Here is a 17,390-nt window from a genome sequence, read left to right as displayed (position 1 = left end):
TTAAAAAAGTCTTAACAAACAGCGTTAAGACTTTGGCGTGTAGCTGTTACTTTACTTTATCGTTTTGCGAGTGATTTTACAGATTGCTTTTGCTCACTGGCAGGTTGGGTTGCTTTGTCTATTAATGTTTCAAGTGGTTTATTTCGAACGCACATAAGTACTTTGTTCATTGCTTGGCATGTGCCTGTCGCTTTTTTATCATGGCTTATGTAGCTGCAATCTTCATTAATGGCTTTTTCTTCACATGCTTCCCAAGGCACGTTTGAGCCGTGGCCTGCATGGCTTAGCGATGAGCATGAGGTTGCAAGTAAAAAGCCAGTGGTTAGGGCTTTTATTACGTTAAATATTTTCATTAGTATCTCAGTTAATTATTTGGCCAGAATGCGAGTTATCTTGCGGTAGCACCTTTAAAACAACCAATAAACATGTTTTCAGATACATCGGCTGCATGGTAGTGGTATCCGCGTGTATCGTCGGTGTGGCCTCTACATTCGTCTAAATCAGTGGGTTCTAATCCATCTTCGTTAAGCATGCCAAATATACCAAATCCATCGAGTGCATAACCCATCATGGCGGCATGACCGTCTGATTGGATTTGTGTTTGGCTACAACCTGCTTCACCGTGGTAGTGATAACCTGCTACTAAGTTAATATGCCCTGCGCAATCATCAAAGGCTGCAATAGTGTATGCGCCTAAAATAGCCTCAACAGGGGCGGGTGCAGCAAGTACAACACCATTGAGAGCAACACCCACATTAGCGTTACCAATACTGCTATTTTGAGTGGTTGCAACAGGCGTTATTGGTATTAAAAATGATTCTGATATACCGCCATCAACATAATCAATAGAGCATTCTACGCAGTGGTTTTGGTATTGCTCCTCTACGTTTGGACGTGCAGCACCATCACACGATTCTTGTGTGTCTGTTACATTTACAAGGCCTGTACCTTCGTCGTATAGCTGCCAATGGTTATCGTTATATAATGTTGGTAGATCTAAAATAAAGTCGCCAGTTATATCGTAAACCTCACCGGTGCCATCAAACCAAATACCGGCTTCGTCTGCTGTTGATGTGATATTTCTAGGACAAAATACACCAATCTCGTAATTTGAAGGCGCACCGGCAATATCAATTTTGTAGCATGAAGCTTCATCGCCATTACTTAGCGTACATGTTTGAGTGGTAATTGATGAAATGAGCGCATCGCTTTCAAAGTTAAAAGGGTCAACTTCTACAACGAAATCGGTTGAAGTATCTGTTGTAGTGCCCTCATCGGTGGTTGTTTCAGTTACGACGCTACTTTGAGTATCGCTACCGTTACAGGCAGCTAAACTCAGTGCAAGTATGCACACTGCAAGCGGTGCTAAAATTGGTGCGTTAAGTTTTCTCATCAGAAATATCCGGTAATGAAGTTAAATGTATAATATTTGTTAAATGTGCAAACAAAGTGCAAAAACAACGCAACATAATACATTGCCTGAAATAGAGGCTTATAACACTTGCTATAGGTGTATGTTGTACCTTTTATTGTTTAAAATACTGCGACTTTAAAGTACCTAAATAGGCAGTGGAGTTTTATGGACTTTTTACTTCCCGACAGTATGTCTTTATTTTTGTTTTTATTAATGATGATCACCGCTGGCTTTACTTCTTTTACATCTGCTGCATTTGGTGCGGGTGGCGGGCTAATGTTGCTTGTTGTTATGGCGTCGTTTATGCCTATGGCAGTTGTTGTGCCTGTGCATGGTTTAGTACAGCTTGGCTCTAATGCAAATAGGTTTTTACTCAGCTTTAAGCATATTGATAAAAGCATGTTTGTATATTTTGCGTTAGGCGGCTTAGTAGGGGCGGGGTTATCAAGTTTTGTTATTGATGATATATCGCTTGATGCTATGAAGTTAGTGGTCGCTATTTTTGTTATTTATTTACTGTGGGGTAAAACGCCGCCAGTAAAACTAACCTCTAAGCTATGGCGTATGGTCGCCGGTGGCATAACGACTTTTGTTTCTATGTTTGTGGGGGCAAGCGGGCCATTAGTTGGTAGCTGTTTATATATAAATAATTACGAAAAGTTAAAATTTACGGCAACGTTTTCGAGCATTATGAGTGTGCAGCATTTATTAAAAGCGGTAATTTATGGTGCTGTTGGCTTTAGCTTTTGGCAATGGATGCCGCTTGTAATTGCTATGGTAATAAGTGGTGCTGTAGGTACTTGGTTTGGAATTAAATTACTTAAAAGTATGTCTGGGGATAAATTTAAGCGTATTTTTAGAGTCGTTTTAACGTTATTAACGCTACAACTCGGTTGGCAAGGTATTAAAATATTACTCCACTAATTTGCTTAGTGGAGTAAATTTAATTTTATTAAACATAAATCACTTAAGCGAATTAAACAATTCATTGCCTAAAAACTACCGATGCAGAGCGACTACACTGTAATTTTTTGCCTTATCCATGAACTATACTAACCTGCAATAATTGTTCATACGTTTAATTAAATTGGTATTAAAGCTTATTTAACAGCGGCTTTAATTGGTTTGTCGCCATCAAATAACTCAAAAATGCGGTTACTAATAAATGAGTTAGTCGCAATATGTAATAATGCATTGGCTACGTTTTCGCGGCTAATTTTAGCCTCAGAACGATCACTTGGTCGCTGCGTCGTTACTTGCATTGAAGCGCTATCATCAGTCAGTGTACCAGGGCGAACAATGGTGTAATTTAAACCACTATTGATTAAGTGCTCGTCAGCCATGTGCTTGGCAACTAAGTAAGGTTTTAAATCACCTTGAATCGAATCAGGGTCGTCTGCACCGATTGAGCTGACCATAATAAAGTGTTTAACGCCATGCTCTTTTGCAAAGGTAGCTGCTTTAGTTGCAGCCCATAAATCAATAAGTACAGTTTTATCATCGCCCGTACTTCCGCCAGAACCTGCAGCAAAAATCACTTGGTCACAGCCTTTCATTGCATCACCAAAATCGCCTTCAAGATCTTGCTCAACAATAGTTAAAAAAGAGCTGTTTAAATCGCTTAGCTTATTTTTGTCGCGCACTAATGCCACAACATTTTGCTCATTTTTTAAAAGTAGCTCAGTTGCCATTTTACCTATTTGTCCGCTTGCGCCAATAATTAGGGTCTTACTCATAATTAACTCCTTCCAATAAATAGTAAAAGTAATGTGCTTACAAACAGACCTTGGGGTAGGGGATAATTTTTAAAGGGTAAAAAAGAGTTTAAATGAGCTAATTTCAAAAAATACTTTAATTAAAATTCAATACTTAACTGAGTATTAAAATTAGCTGCTTTTGGCGTGTTTTTTAGAACTTTTTATTCAACCATTATACTCACTTCGGTCACATAACTACGGCGATATAGACTAATACGAACTTTATGTTCTTGGTAATTATAAAACAAAGTGCGATATGTATTATTGCCGTTTGTTTTTAACGGCTCTCCTAATTTTTGCTGATAAAAGCGAGCGATATCAGAAATTGAATCTGTTAAATAACCAGTGCGAACCATTGGATATTCGCCGGCTACATCCATTGTTGTAACAAACTCTTCAGGAAGTGGGATTTCAGTGACGTTTTGGCTAAGTACATTAAACGATAGAGTGCATAGCAGTATTATTAAAAATGCTAAAGTTTTCATTAAAGTCCTTTAAATAATAAATTCCATTTATTGGTACTCATTTTACCTCAATAAGCACCTTTGTCATTTAAATTTTATTACGAATTAAATCTCGTACTATAAACCGAGCAGGGTGAATAGCTTGGCTTACACGTTCGCTTAATGGGCGGGGCTCGTTATTTAAACAGCTTACGAGATGTTCTGCACTTAGCGGTGCGCTACATAAAGCGCGGGCGCCAAAGCCGGTAAAAATATGTAGGCCTTGTTGTGGCTTATTAAGTTGCTCATATTGATAGCGTTTACCTAAACGTAGGTTAGCAAAAGCCATAGTGTAATCACTTTGTTCGCACCATTGCCCTGCCATTGGTAGGTGATCTATAAATGTGCATCGTACAGCTGCTTTTGCCGAGGTAATATTGCCAAGGGTTGAGGCAAATTCACTTTGCTGATAAAAGCTAAGTAGTTGCTCTTGGTTTAACTGGTTGTCGAGCGCTGTAACTTGACGGCTTTTGGTGTTTTTTTCAAACGTTGCACCCATACAGTGATGATCTAAATAGGCTGGGGTAAAATACCCTTTATGGCACAGCACTGTTTTAAGTTTGCGTGATTGCTCACTTGCCTCAATATGTGAAACTTGCCCGCGTACGCCTACTATTGGTAGCGCTTTTGTTTGCTCAAATGCATCGCTGTGCTCGCCTGCACAAATAATTACATCACTAAAAGGACCTAACTGCTCATCATTCGTTAATAAAAACCAACCGCTGTCAGTTTTTTTAAGCTGTTTTATATTGCAGTTAAATATGCTTTTAAATGGGTTTATGCTATTTGCAGCGCTTAACATGGCGTTTACTAATTGCGGAGGGTTAACCCAGCCGCCTTGCTCAAAAAACACGCCCGAATAACCTGTTTCTACGCCGGCTATTTCGTCGCCTTGCTCTGCGGTTACGTTGTGCATTAGCTGGGTTGGCCACAGTTGTTTTTGTGCTAAGTTTTCATGTTTATCGGCCAGAGGCCTTTTTACTGCGTGTTGTAATACGCCGCACCAATCGTAATCAAAATTAAAACCACTGCTAAGTAAGTTGTTATATAGGCGCTTTGCGTATAAAAAGCTATGTGCGAACAATTCACTGTGCGGTGAATTTTTAGCTTGTAGGTGAGGGTAGATAGCACCTTGCACATTGTGCGATGCCCCCATAGCTGGTTTTTCATCTTGGCAGAATAATTGGCTTGCTATGCCTCGTTTAGCCAAACTATATAAAATGCAGCTACTGGCTATACCGCCGCCAATGACCGCTACATTTTTTAAAGCGCTGCTATCTTGATGAAAATATGCAGGAGCTGATTGAGCATCATTTACGCACTCTAGTTGGCCAACAAGCATATCTCTTTTTTGGCCAAAGCCTTTGGCTTTTTTAGTATTAAAGCCTGCATCAATTAATCCACGGCGAACAAAACCTGCTGAAGTAAATGTTGATAAGGTTGCACTTGCCCTTGATATATTGACCATAGAATTAAATAAACTTTGCTGCCACATTTCGGGGTTTTTACTTGGCGCAAAACCATCTAAATACCAAGCGTCAACAATTCCTGTTTGCGGATAGCTCATTGCTTGTATTGATTCAAGTGCATCACCAAAGTATAAATCGAGAACAACAAGTCCATTGTCAAATTCGAGTCTGTGGCATCCTTCTAAATTAATTGGGTATTGTTTAGATAATTTGTTACTAAAGGCGCTTAATGATGGCCATGCCTGTAGTGCTTTGTTTAAATCGTCTATGTGCAGAGGATATTTTTCAAATGAAATAAAGTGTAAGCGTTTAACACCATTATCTAATTGATTTTGAACTTGTTGACGTGCAAGGTGGTCAGTAAAGCGTTGCCATGTATTTAAAAAGTTTAAACCTGTACCAAAGCCGGTTTCGGCAATAACAAAATGTGGCTGGTCATGATTTTGTAATCGTGCATCTATATTATTTTGCTCATAATACACATAATGCGATTCAGCTAAGCCATCGTCATTAGAAAAATAAATATCACCGAAGTCATTAGCGAAAGGTGTACCTAAATTATTAAAGTGTATATGTGCATTTTTGATCATGATTTTTTAATTTTATAGATATATTTTTTAATTATTTTACGGGTTTTCTTTGAAATAGTCTGGCGTTATTTATAAGCTAGCAGTTCAGAGTACAAGTGTACGCTAGAAAGCTGACCACTTAGGTGATTAAATTCGCGTAAAATAGAATGCAATTAAGTATTAAGCTAAGGGAATTACCCATGAGAAGAGCTGTAATTACAGGTATCGGTGTTGTATCAAGTATAGGTAACAACAAAGAAGAAGTATTAGAATCGTTAAAAACGGGCAAAAGCGGCATCGCTTTTAATCAAGAATTTGCCGATTATAAGTTACGTAGTAACGTATCGGGTAAAATTGATATTGACGTTAAAGCACACGTTGACCGCAAAGCAATGCGCTTTATGGGAGATGCTGCTGCTTACTCTTATATTTCAATGACGCAAGCAATTGAAGACTCAGGTTTGTCTGACGACCAAGTATCAAATGAGCGCACGGGTATTATTGTTGGCTCTGGCGGTGGTTCGTCTAAATGGCAAGTAGAAGCTGCTGATATTTTACGTGAAAAAGGCGTAAAACGTGTAGGGCCTTATATGGTGCCACGCACTATGGCGAGCACTACATCTGCTTGTTTAGCAACACCATTTAAAATTAAAGGTGTTAACTATTCAATTAGCTCTGCGTGTGCAACATCTGCGCATTGTATCGGTAATGCCGTAGAGCAAATCCAGCTTGGCAAGCAAGACGTTGTGTTTGCTGGTGGTGGTGAAGAGCTACACTGGACATTGGCAATGGAATTTGACGCTATGGGCGCACTTTCTACTAAATATAACGAAACACCTGAAAAAGCATCTCGTACATACGATGCTAATCGCGATGGTTTTGTTATTTCTGGTGGTGGCGGTATTGTTGTCGTTGAAGAACTTGAACATGCACTTGCACGTGGCGCGCACATTTACGCTGAAATTGTTGGCTACGGTGCAACATCAGATGGCTACGACATGGTTGCTCCTTCTGGCGAAGGTGCAGCACGTTGTATGCGCCAAGCTATGCAAGATGTAGATAGTATTGATTACCTAAACACGCACGGCACATCAACGCCTGTAGGCGATGTTAAAGAGTTAGGTGCGATACAAGAAGTGTTTGGTGGTAAATCACCAATGATCAGCGCAACTAAAGCAATGACGGGTCATGCCCTAGGTGCTGCAGGTGTTCACGAAGCTATCTTCTCATTATTAATGCTAGAGCACAGCTTTGTAGCACCTTCAATTAATATTGATGAGCTAGATGAGCAAGCGACAGGTTTAGATATTATTACTGAGCGTCGTGATGTTGAGTTAAATACTGTAATGTCTAATAGCTTTGGCTTTGGTGGCACAAACGCGACTTTAGTTATGAGTAAGTACAAAGGTTAATTTGAGCTTATAAGCCCTATATGCAAACGCATAACTGGGCTAAATAGCCCAAAGCAAAAAAGGAAAGCCGAGGCTTTCCTTTTTTATTATCGAAAGTTTAATTAACCTTCGTTATGTTCTTGACGCGCTTGCTCAATTTCGTCTGCAATTTCTTGCGCTTTTTGCTTAGTTTTTTCAGTTAACTCGCCAGCAGCTTCTTTGCTTTTAATCCATGCGTCAACCGCAATCTCTTTGCCGTCGTCGTACATGTCTAAGCCCATTGCTTTACTTTGCTCTAATAGCTCGTTTAAAGACTCGTCATTTTTAAGATCGTTAGTTGTCTCTTTAACGTCGTTCCATGCATCACCAAGCTTTTCTTGCATTTGTGCGCTTTTATCTTTTGCATCTTCTTTTACTTCGTTGGCATCTTCACAACCAGTTAATGTAATTAAAGTGCCTAATAAAGCTAAACCTGCTAATTTATTCATGTGCTATCTCCTTTAGAGACTGATAATTAATTCGAGGCAGACTATACAACAATGAAAATGAACGCCCCCGTAACAAAACGATTAAATTTTAAATTAATGAATGAGCATGATTGGCCTCAATTATTTGAACTCGACCAAGACCCAGCTGTAATGCAGTATTTAACACGAGGTGAACCTACCTCTTTAGAGCAAATAAAAAATGAGGGAGTGCCTCGTATGCTCGCATATCGAAATGAGCTTAAAGGCTGGGGGCTGTGGAGTGTCACTATAAAGCAAACCAATACATTTATAGGTTGGGTATTAATAAGGCCTATGGGCTTTTTTACTGATGCACCAAACTACAGTGATATTGAAATAGGCTGGCGCTTTAAGCAAGCAAGTTGGGGGCATGGTTATGCAACTGAGGCGGCTTTAGCATTATGTGATGAACTTATAAAGCAAGATGACGTTAAGGCGATAAGTGCAACGGCACTAAAAGATAATACGGCCTCTATAAATATAATGAAAAAGCTAGGTCTGCAATTTATAAAAAATTATACACATACAGACGAGCAAGACGACTTACCTGCGGTGCTTTATTCAAAAAGTGTTTAAAGATGATTAAATATCAACAGTATAAAGATTGACCTGTCCTTAAGTGACGTGCATTAATAAGAATGCGTAACTAAAAAATAATAAATTAAGGATGTTGTATGGGATTGCTTTTTTCACCAAATAAATTAATTGTCAAAAGTGTGCTGGTTTTACAGTTCGCTGCTTTTAGTGTTTTAGCGCAGCCTTTATCGCAAAGCGCGGTAGCAATGCCTGACTCGTTCAGTGCCGATGCTGCTAAAAGTATATTAGAGCAAGGCGGTAATGCTGTTGATGCGGCTATTACGGCACAATTTGTACTTGCAGTAACGCTTCCTGAAGCCGGCAATATTGGCGGCGGGGGATTTATGCTTATTCAAAAAGATGGCAAGGGCGATTTTATAGATTATCGCGAAACAGCGCCAACAGCGGCTCATCGTGATATGTATTTAGATGAGCAAGGTAATGTTATTGCAAACAAATCAATATATGGTATTCACGCAAGCGGTGTACCTGGCAGTGTAGCGGGCATGTGGCTTGCCCATCAAAAACATGGCACTTTAAAGTGGGAAGAATTAGTACAACCAGCGGTAACGTTGGCTGAGCAAGGGTTTGTAGTTCCGCCTAAGTTAGCAAAAGGTGTGAGCAATTATATAGCCCGCCTAAAAGAGCAAAAAATAAATGTAAACTTCGAAAAATACTTTGCTGATGTAAAAGCTAATAAAGTATTTAAGCAACCCGAGTTAGCGGCGACGCTAAAGCGTATCCGTGATAACGGCCAAGATGGGTTTTATAAAGGTGAAACTGCAAATATTATTGCTAAATTTATGCACCAACATGGCGGTATAATTAATCAAGATGATTTAAAAGGTTACACCGCTAAATCACGTACACCTATTAAAGCGAGTTGGAATGGTTATGAAGTACTTACTTCTCCACCGCCGAGTTCAGGTGGTATTGCTATTTTACAGTGGCTTAAAATGTATGAGTTACAAAAACCAGATGCGGGCTTAGCGCATAACTCTACTCAGTATGTACACTTACTTTCTGAAATAGGTAAACGTGTATTTGCAGATAGGGCGGAGTATTTAGGCGATCCTGATTTTTTTGATGTACCAGTCAACGCATTAACTAATATTAACTACCTCAAAGAGCGCAGTAATGGCATTTCGTTAACCGCTATCTCGACTACCGAAAATATTAAACCGGGCCTTAAAGAAAGTGAGCAAACTACACACTTTTCAATCGTTGATAAAATGGGTAACGCTGTCGCAAATACCACCACAATAAACTTAGGGTTTGGTAGCGGTGTAGTTGTTGAAGGTGCAGGGTTTATTTTAAATGATGAAATGGACGATTTTAGTGCCAAACCAGGCGTTATGAATGTGTTTGGTGCAATAGGCGGCAAAGCTAACGAAATACAGCCGCACAAGCGTATGCTTAGCTCTATGACGCCTACAATACTCCTTAAAGACAACACCGTTAAAATGGTGACAGGCTCGCCTGGTGGCACAACAATTATTAGCTCTGTGTACGAATCTATTTTAAATGCGGTAGAGTTTGATATGACTGCAGAGCAGGTTGTAAATAGCCCTCGTTTTCATCATCAACTGTGGCCTAAAAATATAATTAGAACACACATAGGTTTAACCGATAGCGTAAAAGCAGAGCTTACAAAAATGGGTTACACCATAGATGAGAATCACTTTGGTGACTTACACGTTATTATTAATAAAGAGGGCCAATTAGATGCCGCTTCTGAAGCATCAGGACGTGGTAAATCAATTGTTTTTTAAATAAAAAACACCGCGTTAAGAGCGCGGTGTTTTAAACAATATAAAATTATTGAGTATCAATTAAATCTTCAACACCCACTATTTGCCATGGAGCGTCGTCTGAAATTAGACGTTCTAAGTGCCAGATTTCTAAAATAGGCTCTTCTTTTTTATCGCCTAAATCACGGTACTTACCTTTAAAGCGAACACTAACCTGCCACGATTGCGCGTTTGTATCTGCGCGCACAAGTTCGGCATCAATAAACATCACTTCTGTTTCTACGCTTTGTATAGCTTCACGTTCAGCTTTAAACTCGGCAACAAGTGCAGGGCTTAAGTATTCAGCCATTGTGGTGTAATCGGCATTGTTCCATGCAGTTTGTAGCGTATGGTAATGACTACGGGCACCTTGCAAAAAGCCATTAACGTCAAAGTTAGGTGGTAAATTAAAAGGCACACTTTCACCTTGTGGGGCGCTGCTTGCAAAGCCTGTATTTGTTGGTTGCTCGATAGGTGCTTGTTTAAAAAAATTTTGCTGAGCACTTGTATTTGCACTGGCAAGTTGTGGGGCACGATTAGCACGTAAAGAGCCCGTTACTAGCTTAAATAAAATAAAGAGTCCGCCAGCTAATAAAATCATTTCTAATAGCTGAAAACCTTCAAAATCGTCGCCTAACATTGCTGCAATTAAGCCACCCGCTAAAAGCCCTCCAAAAACGCCTGCCATAATGCCTTTTTTATTTGATGTGGCTTTAGGTGTAGCGTTAGGTGTTGTTGTATCTGTTTGTTGTTTTTGCGCTGTTTGTTGTGTTGCAGGTGTCTGTCCGCGTTTACTACTGCCAAACTTTTTACGTGCGTGTGCATCAAAACTGGCAGTACATAATAATGCCAATAATGAAAAAATAACGATGATGTTCTTCATGAAATTCCCTAATTAAAATCGAGCCGCGATTATAATTTACTTTCTTTAGGAATTTAATTAATTACTTTAAAAATCAGAGGTTTTGGGGAGTGAAGAAACGCTTTGTTGGTGAGTATATAATCAAAAAACCGCTCAGTAGAAACTAAGCGGTAAATTTGTCTATTTTAAAGCCAACGAATTGCGCCAGTAACGCGTTCGTTATATGTATCTAGAGGTGCTCCAAGACTTGCCACTAAAATAGTATCAGCTTGTGAGCCACGATTAATGTGACCTTCAAAGCGCTCATCGCGGAAGTTGTCATCCCCAAAACCAAATGATTTATTTTCAGAAGGCACTATAAATACCGTCATTGGACCAAAGTCAGACTCAAATATTAAATGCAGTCCTTTTTCGCCTTTAAAATCACAAAACATGGCATAAGTTACAGCGCCAGGAAGTTCATCAAGATGACCACCTAATACTGCAAGCTTGTCGTTGACGCTTTGTAGGCTAATGGGCTCTTTTTTATCAAGCGCATTAATTTCGTAGTACACATGGGCAAGCGCATGCTCACCGGCTTCGTGTGCAATATTTTGCTCTGTACTAAAAAAGAAGGCACTAATCGCCACTACAAAAGATGCTGCTAACGCAAGATGTACACGATCAAACTTAAAACGCGATCGAGCATCAACCACATTTTTGCCTTTTGCTTGTTCTTCTTGGAGTGCTTTTTCTTTTAACGATGTGTTTAAAAGAATGCGGTCTGCAAGATTTTCAGGCACAGGTATATCTAAAGAATCTTGAATGAATTTATCAAAATCTTTCATATCGTTAATAAAACTTTGTCGCTCTGGGTTATTGTCAGCAAACTCCATAAGCTCCTTGTCAATGTCGTTTGGCTGCGCAATAGTGCGGCGACGAAACTCAAGTTCATCCATTATTTTGATGCCCCTTTAAGTTGTTCATCATCACGGCTTAAAGCCTCTTTAAGTTGATTTCTGGCACGGTATAAACGAGTCATTACCGTGTTTTTATTTAAATTAAGTATGCCTGCAATTTCTTCACCAGAGCAGCCCATTACAACTTGCAGTAATAATGGCTCTCGGTATTCATCAGATAGCAGTGCAATCTGGCGTTGAATTACCGTTTGTTCCATTTCATCGTCTAATGAATGGCTGGTTTCATCAACAAGCGTATCGTTTTCTACGTCGCTGTAATCAAACTGTTTACGTTCAAATCGGCGTGCGTTTTCTCTTCGTAATATAGTAAGCAGCCAAGGTTTAGCTGCCTTTTGATCAAGTAAAGAGTCGAGTGAACGCCATGCGCGTAAAAACGTTTCCTGTACTAAATCATCTGCTATGTGCGGATCACGGCATAACCAATAAGCAAAGCGATAAAGCTCTTTATTGTAAACGTGGACCAAGGCTTCATAACGCTTTTGTTTCTCTGCCATATCGATTAAGACCTGATTGTTTGATTTTTTCTTTCCAAGCATAAGCACTTTTTTAATTAAAAATTATTAGTTATTGCAAAAAAAGACCTAAGGTTCGTAGTTATTAATCATAAAGGTCTTTTAATACAGCTTGTTGCGACTTTGATGCCTGAGTTTGATAGATCTCAAGAATTTTAATAATAGCATTAAGATCCGTGTTTGCGCCTTTATTACTATAAAGTTGTGCCTGCAATTGGCTAATGAGACCGTTAAGCTCGCTGCTGTTTACGTGGATGCAGAGCTCATCAATCGCGCCAACATTTTTATGGGTCACCTTTACAGAAAAGTTATTTAATGCGGTGTAAAAGGCTTTCACATCGTGTTTTTTGGCTAATGCTTTAAGCTCATTTAAGTTTGGCTGAGAAGTACCACGGGTGTTTAGCTGTAATTTTTCAGTCGTATTTTTAGTAGAACGGCTTATTAAGTAAAAAATTACAGTACCAATCCATAAAATATACCCTAAAGCGGCAACAACTATTAACCAAAGAGGAGTATCACTTTTAGTTTCAATAGGTTGTGTGCCAGTTGCTTGATTCGAAATATTTCCAAGAGTAGGTGAATTATTTGTGCTGGGTTGTGGGTTTGCTATGGCTGTATTAGGCGCGGTAGTACTTGGCGTTACTGTAATAGTACGCTTTGGTAATGTGGCGAAGCTAATACGGTTCATTTTGGTATTAAACCAAGGCAGCTTTATTTCAGGCAAAGTATAAGTACCTGGTTTTTGCGGCAGTAAGGCATATGATGCCGTTTGCTGCGACACAACGCGTCCGTCTCGCACTGCATTGTTATTTTCTTTTTTATCAGGGTAACTGCGTATGCCATCAATAGTAGGCATAGAGATTTCAGGTAATTGCTCTTTTGTAACTCCAAGCGCGGTAAGTGTAATAGTACGAGTTATAGGCGTACCTACTTCTACTGTGTTGTCATTAGGTTGCCATTCTTCATCAAGGTTAACCAATTCGCTTGGTAACCATGCACCTTTATAGTCACTCGGGATTGGTTTTATTTCTACTTGCTGATCATCGCCAAGAGCAGATACCTCCAGTTGGCGGTAATTTTGCTGTACTCGCCCTTGAAACGCAGGGCCTGCAATCGTGTAGGCACCACTTTTTTGTGGCTGAATCAAATACTCACGAGTAATAACAAGGTAGCGTTTGCCATCAACTAGCTCATAACTCTCAGTTTGTTTACCTAGTTGGGTTAGCTGAGCATCTTCCATACTTGGTGTGCTTAAGCTGCCATCAAGCAGTTCTTTGGCAAGGTAGAGCTTAACAGTGTAAACACCGGCTTCTTGCACAAATAATGAATTACTTGAGAGCGACGTTTTTAAAAATATTTCGTTATTTTTATCTGCATCAACTGAGCGTTTTGCCACTTTTAATTTAATAGGTTGTGAGGTTAACCCTGCAACGCTAAATGCCGGTATCGTGTAATCACCCTCTGTACGGGTCATTAGTTTAACTGACCACGTAGTTTGTTTATTAATGCTGCCATTAATGATGTTGGTACGAGAGCTTAAGCTCGTCGGGCCTACAACAAAGTCTTTTAACAGCGATGAGGTGTCTGGTTGCTCGCCTTTAACTGTATCGTCTACCGATATATTAAGCATAAAAAATTCACCCGCTAATACAGGGTTTTTATCTATGCTGGCTTCTAATTTGGTGGCAGCCCACGAAGGCATCGCACTTAATAGCAATAAACAGCAAAATAATCGCATTACCATGATTTTTCGACTCCTGTAGGGCGACGTTTATATTGTCTTTTTTGGGCTTCTAATTGCATTTTATTCCGTAATAAAATAGCCGGATCGTCCGGGACTTTTCTAAGTAGTTGATTAAGCTGTTGTGCTTTTTCTTTTTCTTCATTAGTGAGCTCACTTGCTTGGGCTTGCATCGCTTGTTGCTGAGCACTTTGTTTTTGCTCATCAGTGGCAGGTTGCTCACTTATTGCTTGTGGCTTACTTTGTTGCTGCTCATCCTCTTTAGGCTGATCAGCGTCTTTATTTTGCCCTTGTTTGCTTTGTGGCTGGGCTTGCATATCAGGTTCATTTTGCTTATCTGATTGCTCGCCAGGCTCACCTTGTTGATCTTTTGATTGTTCAGATTCTTTATCTGATTTTTCATCGCTTGAGCTTTGACTTTCGTTTTCGCCTTTTTCAGAATCGCTTTTATCACCATTTTGTTGCTGATCCTGTTTTGACTCATCAGAATTTTGCCCTTGGTTTTGCTCATCTTTTTTCTGACTATCATCTTGGTCTTGAGAGTCGTCGCCGTCGCTTTGCTGATCTTGCTGGTTTTGTTGCTCTTGTTGATTTAGTAATTGCTCAATTAAGGCTTGGTTATCGGCTGCTTGTGTAAAGTCATCTTGTAAGGTTTGGGCCTGTTTGTACGCCTCAATTGCGTCCTCAAGTTTGCCAGCTTTGGCAAGGGCATTACCGTAGTTGTATAATCCGGTAGCCGACTTATCATTACTAAACTCATTAAGTGCAGCATCAAAATTACCTTGCTGGTAAAGCGCCGCGCCTTTCAACTCACTCGATTGCGCCTGTGTTGCTGCATCGTATTCTTTATTATTGTAAGCCTCTAATGCACGTTGATCTGCATTTTGCAAAAGAGTAGGGAGCTCTACGGCATACGCATTTTGTTGCGGTAAAAAACCAAAAGCTAAAAATGCGCCTAACAAGGCAGCGCGTCTAAATAAATACAAACCAAATGGCAGTAATAACAAGAGTCCGTAAATACCTGCATCTATTCGCCAAAGTGCGTGGCTTTGTTTTTCGTCTTTCAATAATTCACTCTGTGCATTTGGGGCAAACGTATTTATGTCGTTATTGCTAGGTTGGTAACTAGCAAATTTACCACCGCTGCTTGATGCTAAATTTTTAAGCTGAGAGGCATTAATTGTAGGTACTACAATTTGGCCGTATCTGTCTTTCAAAAATCCGCCTTCAGGTAACTTAATTGGTGCGCCTTGAGCGGTACCTACACCATATATATTTAATCTATATTGGGTGTTACTGGTAAAGCTACTCACGTCGCTTTGTTCTTGTTGGTCAATACCGTCGGTCACTAAAATAATGTCGCCATCAATATAACCCGCTTGCGTTAATAGCTCTTTGGCCATATCAAGACCCGCTAAAACGTTTGAGCCTTTGTCTGGCATTATTTCAGGGCTCAAGCTTGGAATTAAATTACTGAGTGTTGTGGCATCGTTTGTTAGTGGTGAAATTACATAGGCCGTGCCTGCGTAAGCTACAAGCGCGGTATCACCTTCTTTAAATAGCTCAATCATATCAAGCGCTTTAAAGCGTGATTGCATTAAACGATTTGGCAAAATATCGGTGCTGTACATTGAGTACGACATATCCATAACAATTACACGGGCACTTTTACTTTGAAATACAGGAACTTGTTTTTTCTCAAAACTAGGCCCTGCACTAAATAAAATGCCAAGGCTGCAAAATAAAGCAACTAGCCAAAGTGGCTGGCTGGCTTTAGTGTTTGCTTCGCTCATTATAAATTGTGCTAAATGCGGTGCAATTAGCTGCTCACTGGTGGTTTTTTTATGCTTAATTAAGGCAACAAAAAATAATGCCACAGCAGGTATGAGTAACCATAAAAGAGCGGGCCGAATAAATTCAAAATCCATTAGTTTGGCTCCTTTAATGCACGCAGTGTACTAAGCATTACTTTTAAGCTAATAAGTAAAATAGCGATAAGTAACGGGTAGTAAAATAATGAGCTTTGTGGGCGAAATGTTTGTTCATCAGCGCTAATAGGTTCAAGTTTATCAAGCTCTGCGTAAATTTGTTGAAGGCCAGCTACATCTTTGGCTCTAAAGTATAATCCGCCAGTTTGCTCGGCAATCTTTTTAAGCAAGCTTTCATCTAAATTACTGCCACTAGAGCCTCCCACATTAAAGAGACTAAAGCCGCGCGGATTATCTGAGCCAACACCAATGGTGTACACTTTAATACCTTCTTCGCGAGCTAGCAGTAGGGCATCTTCTGGGTTTAAATTACCAGCGGTATTTTGTCCGTCGGTTAATAGCACCACAATTCGGTTACTTTCATCTTTATTGGCAAAGCGTTTTACCGAAAGACCCAATGCATCACCAATGGCTGTTGCGCGCCCCACTAAACCAATTTGGGCTTCGCTGAGCATTTTACTTACTGTTTTAACGTCGCGCGTGAGCGGGGTTTGTAAAAACGCGGTGTCGCCAAATAATATCAGCCCAAGCCTGTCGCCTTGACGTTGCTCTATAAAATCACTGAGTACGGCTTTTACCATGGTGAGGCGGTCAACATATTGGCCATTGTAAGCCATGTCTTGTTCGGTCATCGAGCCTGATAAATCGACCGCTAACATTATATCGCGCCCTTCATTTGGTAATGAAATTGGCTCATCTAACCATGTTGGATTGGCAGCGGCAGTAACAAGTAATAACCAAATTATCCACTCGAGGGGATTTAAACGTCGTGCGTGTGGCTCAATGCTTTGGCTGGTTAAATTGTGCTTTGCAAAACTGGGTATACGTAAACGCGTACTGGCATTACTTGCTGCGGGTTTTAATAGTAAAAGTAATAAAGGCAAGGGTAGTAATAAAAATAACCATGGCCAGCTAAATTCAAACATTTACTGACTCCTTTATTTTAAATTGCTTAATACCTTGGCGAAATTTTTCGCACAGTGTTGTATCTTTTTGGCTAGGGTTATACAAGCTTAGTATTTCTTGTTCTGTAAAGCTTAAACCGGTGAGTGTATTAAGTGTTGTGCACCATTTAGAGGTAGATTGCGCAGCAAGTCGCTTGTCGTAATATTCAATCACTAAACGTTTTAAAATAATATGCAGTTGCTGAGGGTTTTGCTCACTTTGGCTCAATTGTATTGCGTAGCGTTTAGGCTTTTTAAATTTATGTTTTTTATAAAATATATAAATAGCTGCGCACAGTGCTAAAAACAGCAGTGCAATAATAACCCACCAAGCAGGGGCGAGTGGCCACCAATTAACTTGGCTTGGCGCTATTATATCGTGCAGGCCATCGAGTGGATTGGTTTGCAT

The 17,390-nt window shown here is 39.8% G+C and carries 17 protein-coding genes; 4 read left to right on the top strand and 13 right to left on the bottom strand.

Annotation, left to right across the window (positions count from 1 at the left end; translation table 11 throughout):
- Positions 1–56: 56 nt before the first annotated feature.
- On the bottom strand, positions 57–353 hold the full coding sequence (locus tag I6E69_RS18080; protein WP_197121825.1) for a hypothetical protein: 297 nt from the start codon (positions 351–353) through the stop codon (positions 57–59).
- A gap of 35 nt (positions 354–388) precedes the next feature.
- Positions 389–1,393, bottom strand: coding sequence for a YHYH protein (locus tag I6E69_RS18075; protein ID WP_197121823.1), 1,005 nt, complete (start codon positions 1,391–1,393; stop codon positions 389–391).
- Between the two features lie 186 nt (positions 1,394–1,579).
- On the opposite strand from I6E69_RS18075, the gene I6E69_RS18070 reads away from it, so the two are divergent.
- A complete protein-coding gene (locus I6E69_RS18070) occupies positions 1,580–2,338 on the top strand; it encodes a sulfite exporter TauE/SafE family protein (protein ID WP_197121821.1) in 759 nt (252 codons plus the stop codon).
- Positions 2,339–2,514: 176 nt separating this feature from the next.
- Here I6E69_RS18070 and I6E69_RS18065 read toward each other — a convergent pair whose 3' ends face one another.
- From I6E69_RS18065 to mnmC, 3 genes are all read right to left on the bottom strand, one after another.
- Positions 2,515–3,150, bottom strand: a complete 636-nt coding sequence (locus I6E69_RS18065; protein WP_149602990.1) for an NAD(P)-binding oxidoreductase — start codon at positions 3,148–3,150, stop codon at positions 2,515–2,517.
- Positions 3,151–3,332: 182 nt separating this feature from the next.
- Entirely contained in the window at positions 3,333–3,656 is a 324-nt protein-coding gene (locus I6E69_RS18060; protein ID WP_004335602.1) for a hypothetical protein, read from the bottom strand.
- A 67-nt stretch (positions 3,657–3,723) separates the two neighbouring features.
- Complete coding sequence (gene mnmC / locus I6E69_RS18055) at positions 3,724–5,733, bottom strand: bifunctional tRNA (5-methylaminomethyl-2-thiouridine)(34)-methyltransferase MnmD/FAD-dependent 5-carboxymethylaminomethyl-2-thiouridine(34) oxidoreductase MnmC (RefSeq protein WP_149602989.1); 2,010 nt, start codon at positions 5,731–5,733, stop codon at positions 3,724–3,726.
- A 179-nt stretch (positions 5,734–5,912) separates the two neighbouring features.
- On the opposite strand from mnmC, the gene fabB reads away from it, so the two are divergent.
- Positions 5,913–7,124: a beta-ketoacyl-ACP synthase I gene (fabB, locus tag I6E69_RS18050; RefSeq protein WP_004335606.1), complete on the top strand. Its 1,212-nt coding sequence runs from the start codon at positions 5,913–5,915 to the stop codon at positions 7,122–7,124.
- A gap of 101 nt (positions 7,125–7,225) precedes the next feature.
- On the opposite strand, the gene I6E69_RS18045 is transcribed toward fabB, so the two are convergent.
- Entirely contained in the window at positions 7,226–7,591 is a 366-nt protein-coding gene (locus tag I6E69_RS18045) for a hypothetical protein (protein ID WP_024596750.1), read from the bottom strand.
- 51 nt (positions 7,592–7,642) lie between these two features.
- Here I6E69_RS18045 and I6E69_RS18040 point away from each other — a divergent pair, with 51 nt between their 5' ends.
- Positions 7,643–8,185, top strand: a complete 543-nt coding sequence (locus I6E69_RS18040; RefSeq protein ID WP_197121819.1) for a GNAT family N-acetyltransferase — start codon at positions 7,643–7,645, stop codon at positions 8,183–8,185.
- Positions 8,186–8,283: 98 nt separating this feature from the next.
- Positions 8,284–9,957 (top strand): gamma-glutamyltransferase, encoded by a 1,674-nt coding sequence (ggt, locus tag I6E69_RS18035; RefSeq protein ID WP_197121817.1) that lies wholly within the window; start codon positions 8,284–8,286, stop codon positions 9,955–9,957.
- Between the two features lie 46 nt (positions 9,958–10,003).
- Here the strand turns inward: ggt and I6E69_RS18030 are convergent, their stop codons facing one another.
- The 7 genes from I6E69_RS18030 to I6E69_RS18000 form a co-directional block, all read right to left on the bottom strand.
- On the bottom strand, positions 10,004–10,858 hold the full coding sequence (locus I6E69_RS18030; RefSeq protein WP_197121815.1) for a Tim44 domain-containing protein: 855 nt from the start codon (positions 10,856–10,858) through the stop codon (positions 10,004–10,006).
- 164 nt (positions 10,859–11,022) lie between these two features.
- Entirely contained in the window at positions 11,023–11,775 is a 753-nt protein-coding gene (locus I6E69_RS18025; RefSeq protein WP_004335615.1) for a DUF3379 family protein, read from the bottom strand.
- On the bottom strand, positions 11,775–12,332 hold the full coding sequence (locus I6E69_RS18020; protein WP_032827217.1) for a sigma-70 family RNA polymerase sigma factor: 558 nt from the start codon (positions 12,330–12,332) through the stop codon (positions 11,775–11,777). The genes I6E69_RS18025 and I6E69_RS18020 overlap by 1 nt, the downstream gene beginning before the upstream one ends.
- A 61-nt stretch (positions 12,333–12,393) precedes the next feature.
- Positions 12,394–14,052: a BatD family protein gene (locus I6E69_RS18015; protein WP_197121813.1), complete on the bottom strand. Its 1,659-nt coding sequence runs from the start codon at positions 14,050–14,052 to the stop codon at positions 12,394–12,396.
- On the bottom strand, positions 14,046–15,977 hold the full coding sequence (locus I6E69_RS18010) for a VWA domain-containing protein (RefSeq protein ID WP_197121811.1): 1,932 nt from the start codon (positions 15,975–15,977) through the stop codon (positions 14,046–14,048). The genes I6E69_RS18015 and I6E69_RS18010 overlap by 7 nt, the downstream gene beginning before the upstream one ends.
- Positions 15,977–16,963, bottom strand: a complete 987-nt coding sequence (locus tag I6E69_RS18005) for a VWA domain-containing protein (protein WP_008138638.1) — start codon at positions 16,961–16,963, stop codon at positions 15,977–15,979. Before I6E69_RS18005 ends, I6E69_RS18010 begins: the two co-directional genes overlap by 1 nt.
- On the bottom strand, positions 16,956–17,390 hold the full coding sequence (locus I6E69_RS18000) for a DUF4381 domain-containing protein (protein WP_004335624.1): 435 nt from the start codon (positions 17,388–17,390) through the stop codon (positions 16,956–16,958). The genes I6E69_RS18005 and I6E69_RS18000 overlap by 8 nt, the downstream gene beginning before the upstream one ends.

Origin of the sequence: Pseudoalteromonas sp. NZS100 (genome assembly GCF_015864815.1) — a bacterium.
GTDB classification, from domain to species: domain Bacteria; phylum Pseudomonadota; class Gammaproteobacteria; order Enterobacterales; family Alteromonadaceae; genus Pseudoalteromonas; species Pseudoalteromonas distincta.
Note: the sequence above shows the minus strand (reverse complement) of the source record. Positions and strands in the feature narration are given on the sequence as shown.

What these genes read in the sequence shown, in the direction of transcription:
- I6E69_RS18060 (WP_004335602.1), bottom strand. Translation starts at nt 3,656, where the DNA reads ATGAAAACTTTAGCATTTTTAATAATACTGCTATGCACTCTATCGTTT.
- I6E69_RS18040 (WP_197121819.1), top strand. Translation starts at nt 7,643, where the DNA reads ATGAAAATGAACGCCCCCGTAACAAAACGATTAAATTTTAAATTAATG.
- fabB (WP_004335606.1), top strand. Translation starts at nt 5,913, where the DNA reads ATGAGAAGAGCTGTAATTACAGGTATCGGTGTTGTATCAAGTATAGGT.
- I6E69_RS18030 (WP_197121815.1), bottom strand. Translation starts at nt 10,858, where the DNA reads ATGAAGAACATCATCGTTATTTTTTCATTATTGGCATTATTATGTACT.
- I6E69_RS18005 (WP_008138638.1), bottom strand. Translation starts at nt 16,963, where the DNA reads ATGTTTGAATTTAGCTGGCCATGGTTATTTTTATTACTACCCTTGCCT.
- I6E69_RS18000 (WP_004335624.1), bottom strand. Translation starts at nt 17,390, where the DNA reads ATGCAAACCAATCCACTCGATGGCCTGCACGATATAATAGCGCCAAGC.
- mnmC (WP_149602989.1), bottom strand. Translation starts at nt 5,733, where the DNA reads ATGATCAAAAATGCACATATACACTTTAATAATTTAGGTACACCTTTC.
- I6E69_RS18070 (WP_197121821.1), top strand. Translation starts at nt 1,580, where the DNA reads ATGGACTTTTTACTTCCCGACAGTATGTCTTTATTTTTGTTTTTATTA.
- I6E69_RS18015 (WP_197121813.1), bottom strand. Translation starts at nt 14,052, where the DNA reads ATGGTAATGCGATTATTTTGCTGTTTATTGCTATTAAGTGCGATGCCT.
- I6E69_RS18065 (WP_149602990.1), bottom strand. Translation starts at nt 3,150, where the DNA reads ATGAGTAAGACCCTAATTATTGGCGCAAGCGGACAAATAGGTAAAATG.
- ggt (WP_197121817.1), top strand. Translation starts at nt 8,284, where the DNA reads ATGGGATTGCTTTTTTCACCAAATAAATTAATTGTCAAAAGTGTGCTG.
- I6E69_RS18025 (WP_004335615.1), bottom strand. Translation starts at nt 11,775, where the DNA reads ATGGATGAACTTGAGTTTCGTCGCCGCACTATTGCGCAGCCAAACGAC.
- I6E69_RS18080 (WP_197121825.1), bottom strand. Translation starts at nt 353, where the DNA reads ATGAAAATATTTAACGTAATAAAAGCCCTAACCACTGGCTTTTTACTT.
- I6E69_RS18010 (WP_197121811.1), bottom strand. Translation starts at nt 15,977, where the DNA reads ATGGATTTTGAATTTATTCGGCCCGCTCTTTTATGGTTACTCATACCT.
- I6E69_RS18020 (WP_032827217.1), bottom strand. Translation starts at nt 12,332, where the DNA reads ATGCTTGGAAAGAAAAAATCAAACAATCAGGTCTTAATCGATATGGCA.
- I6E69_RS18075 (WP_197121823.1), bottom strand. Translation starts at nt 1,393, where the DNA reads ATGAGAAAACTTAACGCACCAATTTTAGCACCGCTTGCAGTGTGCATA.
- I6E69_RS18045 (WP_024596750.1), bottom strand. Translation starts at nt 7,591, where the DNA reads ATGAATAAATTAGCAGGTTTAGCTTTATTAGGCACTTTAATTACATTA.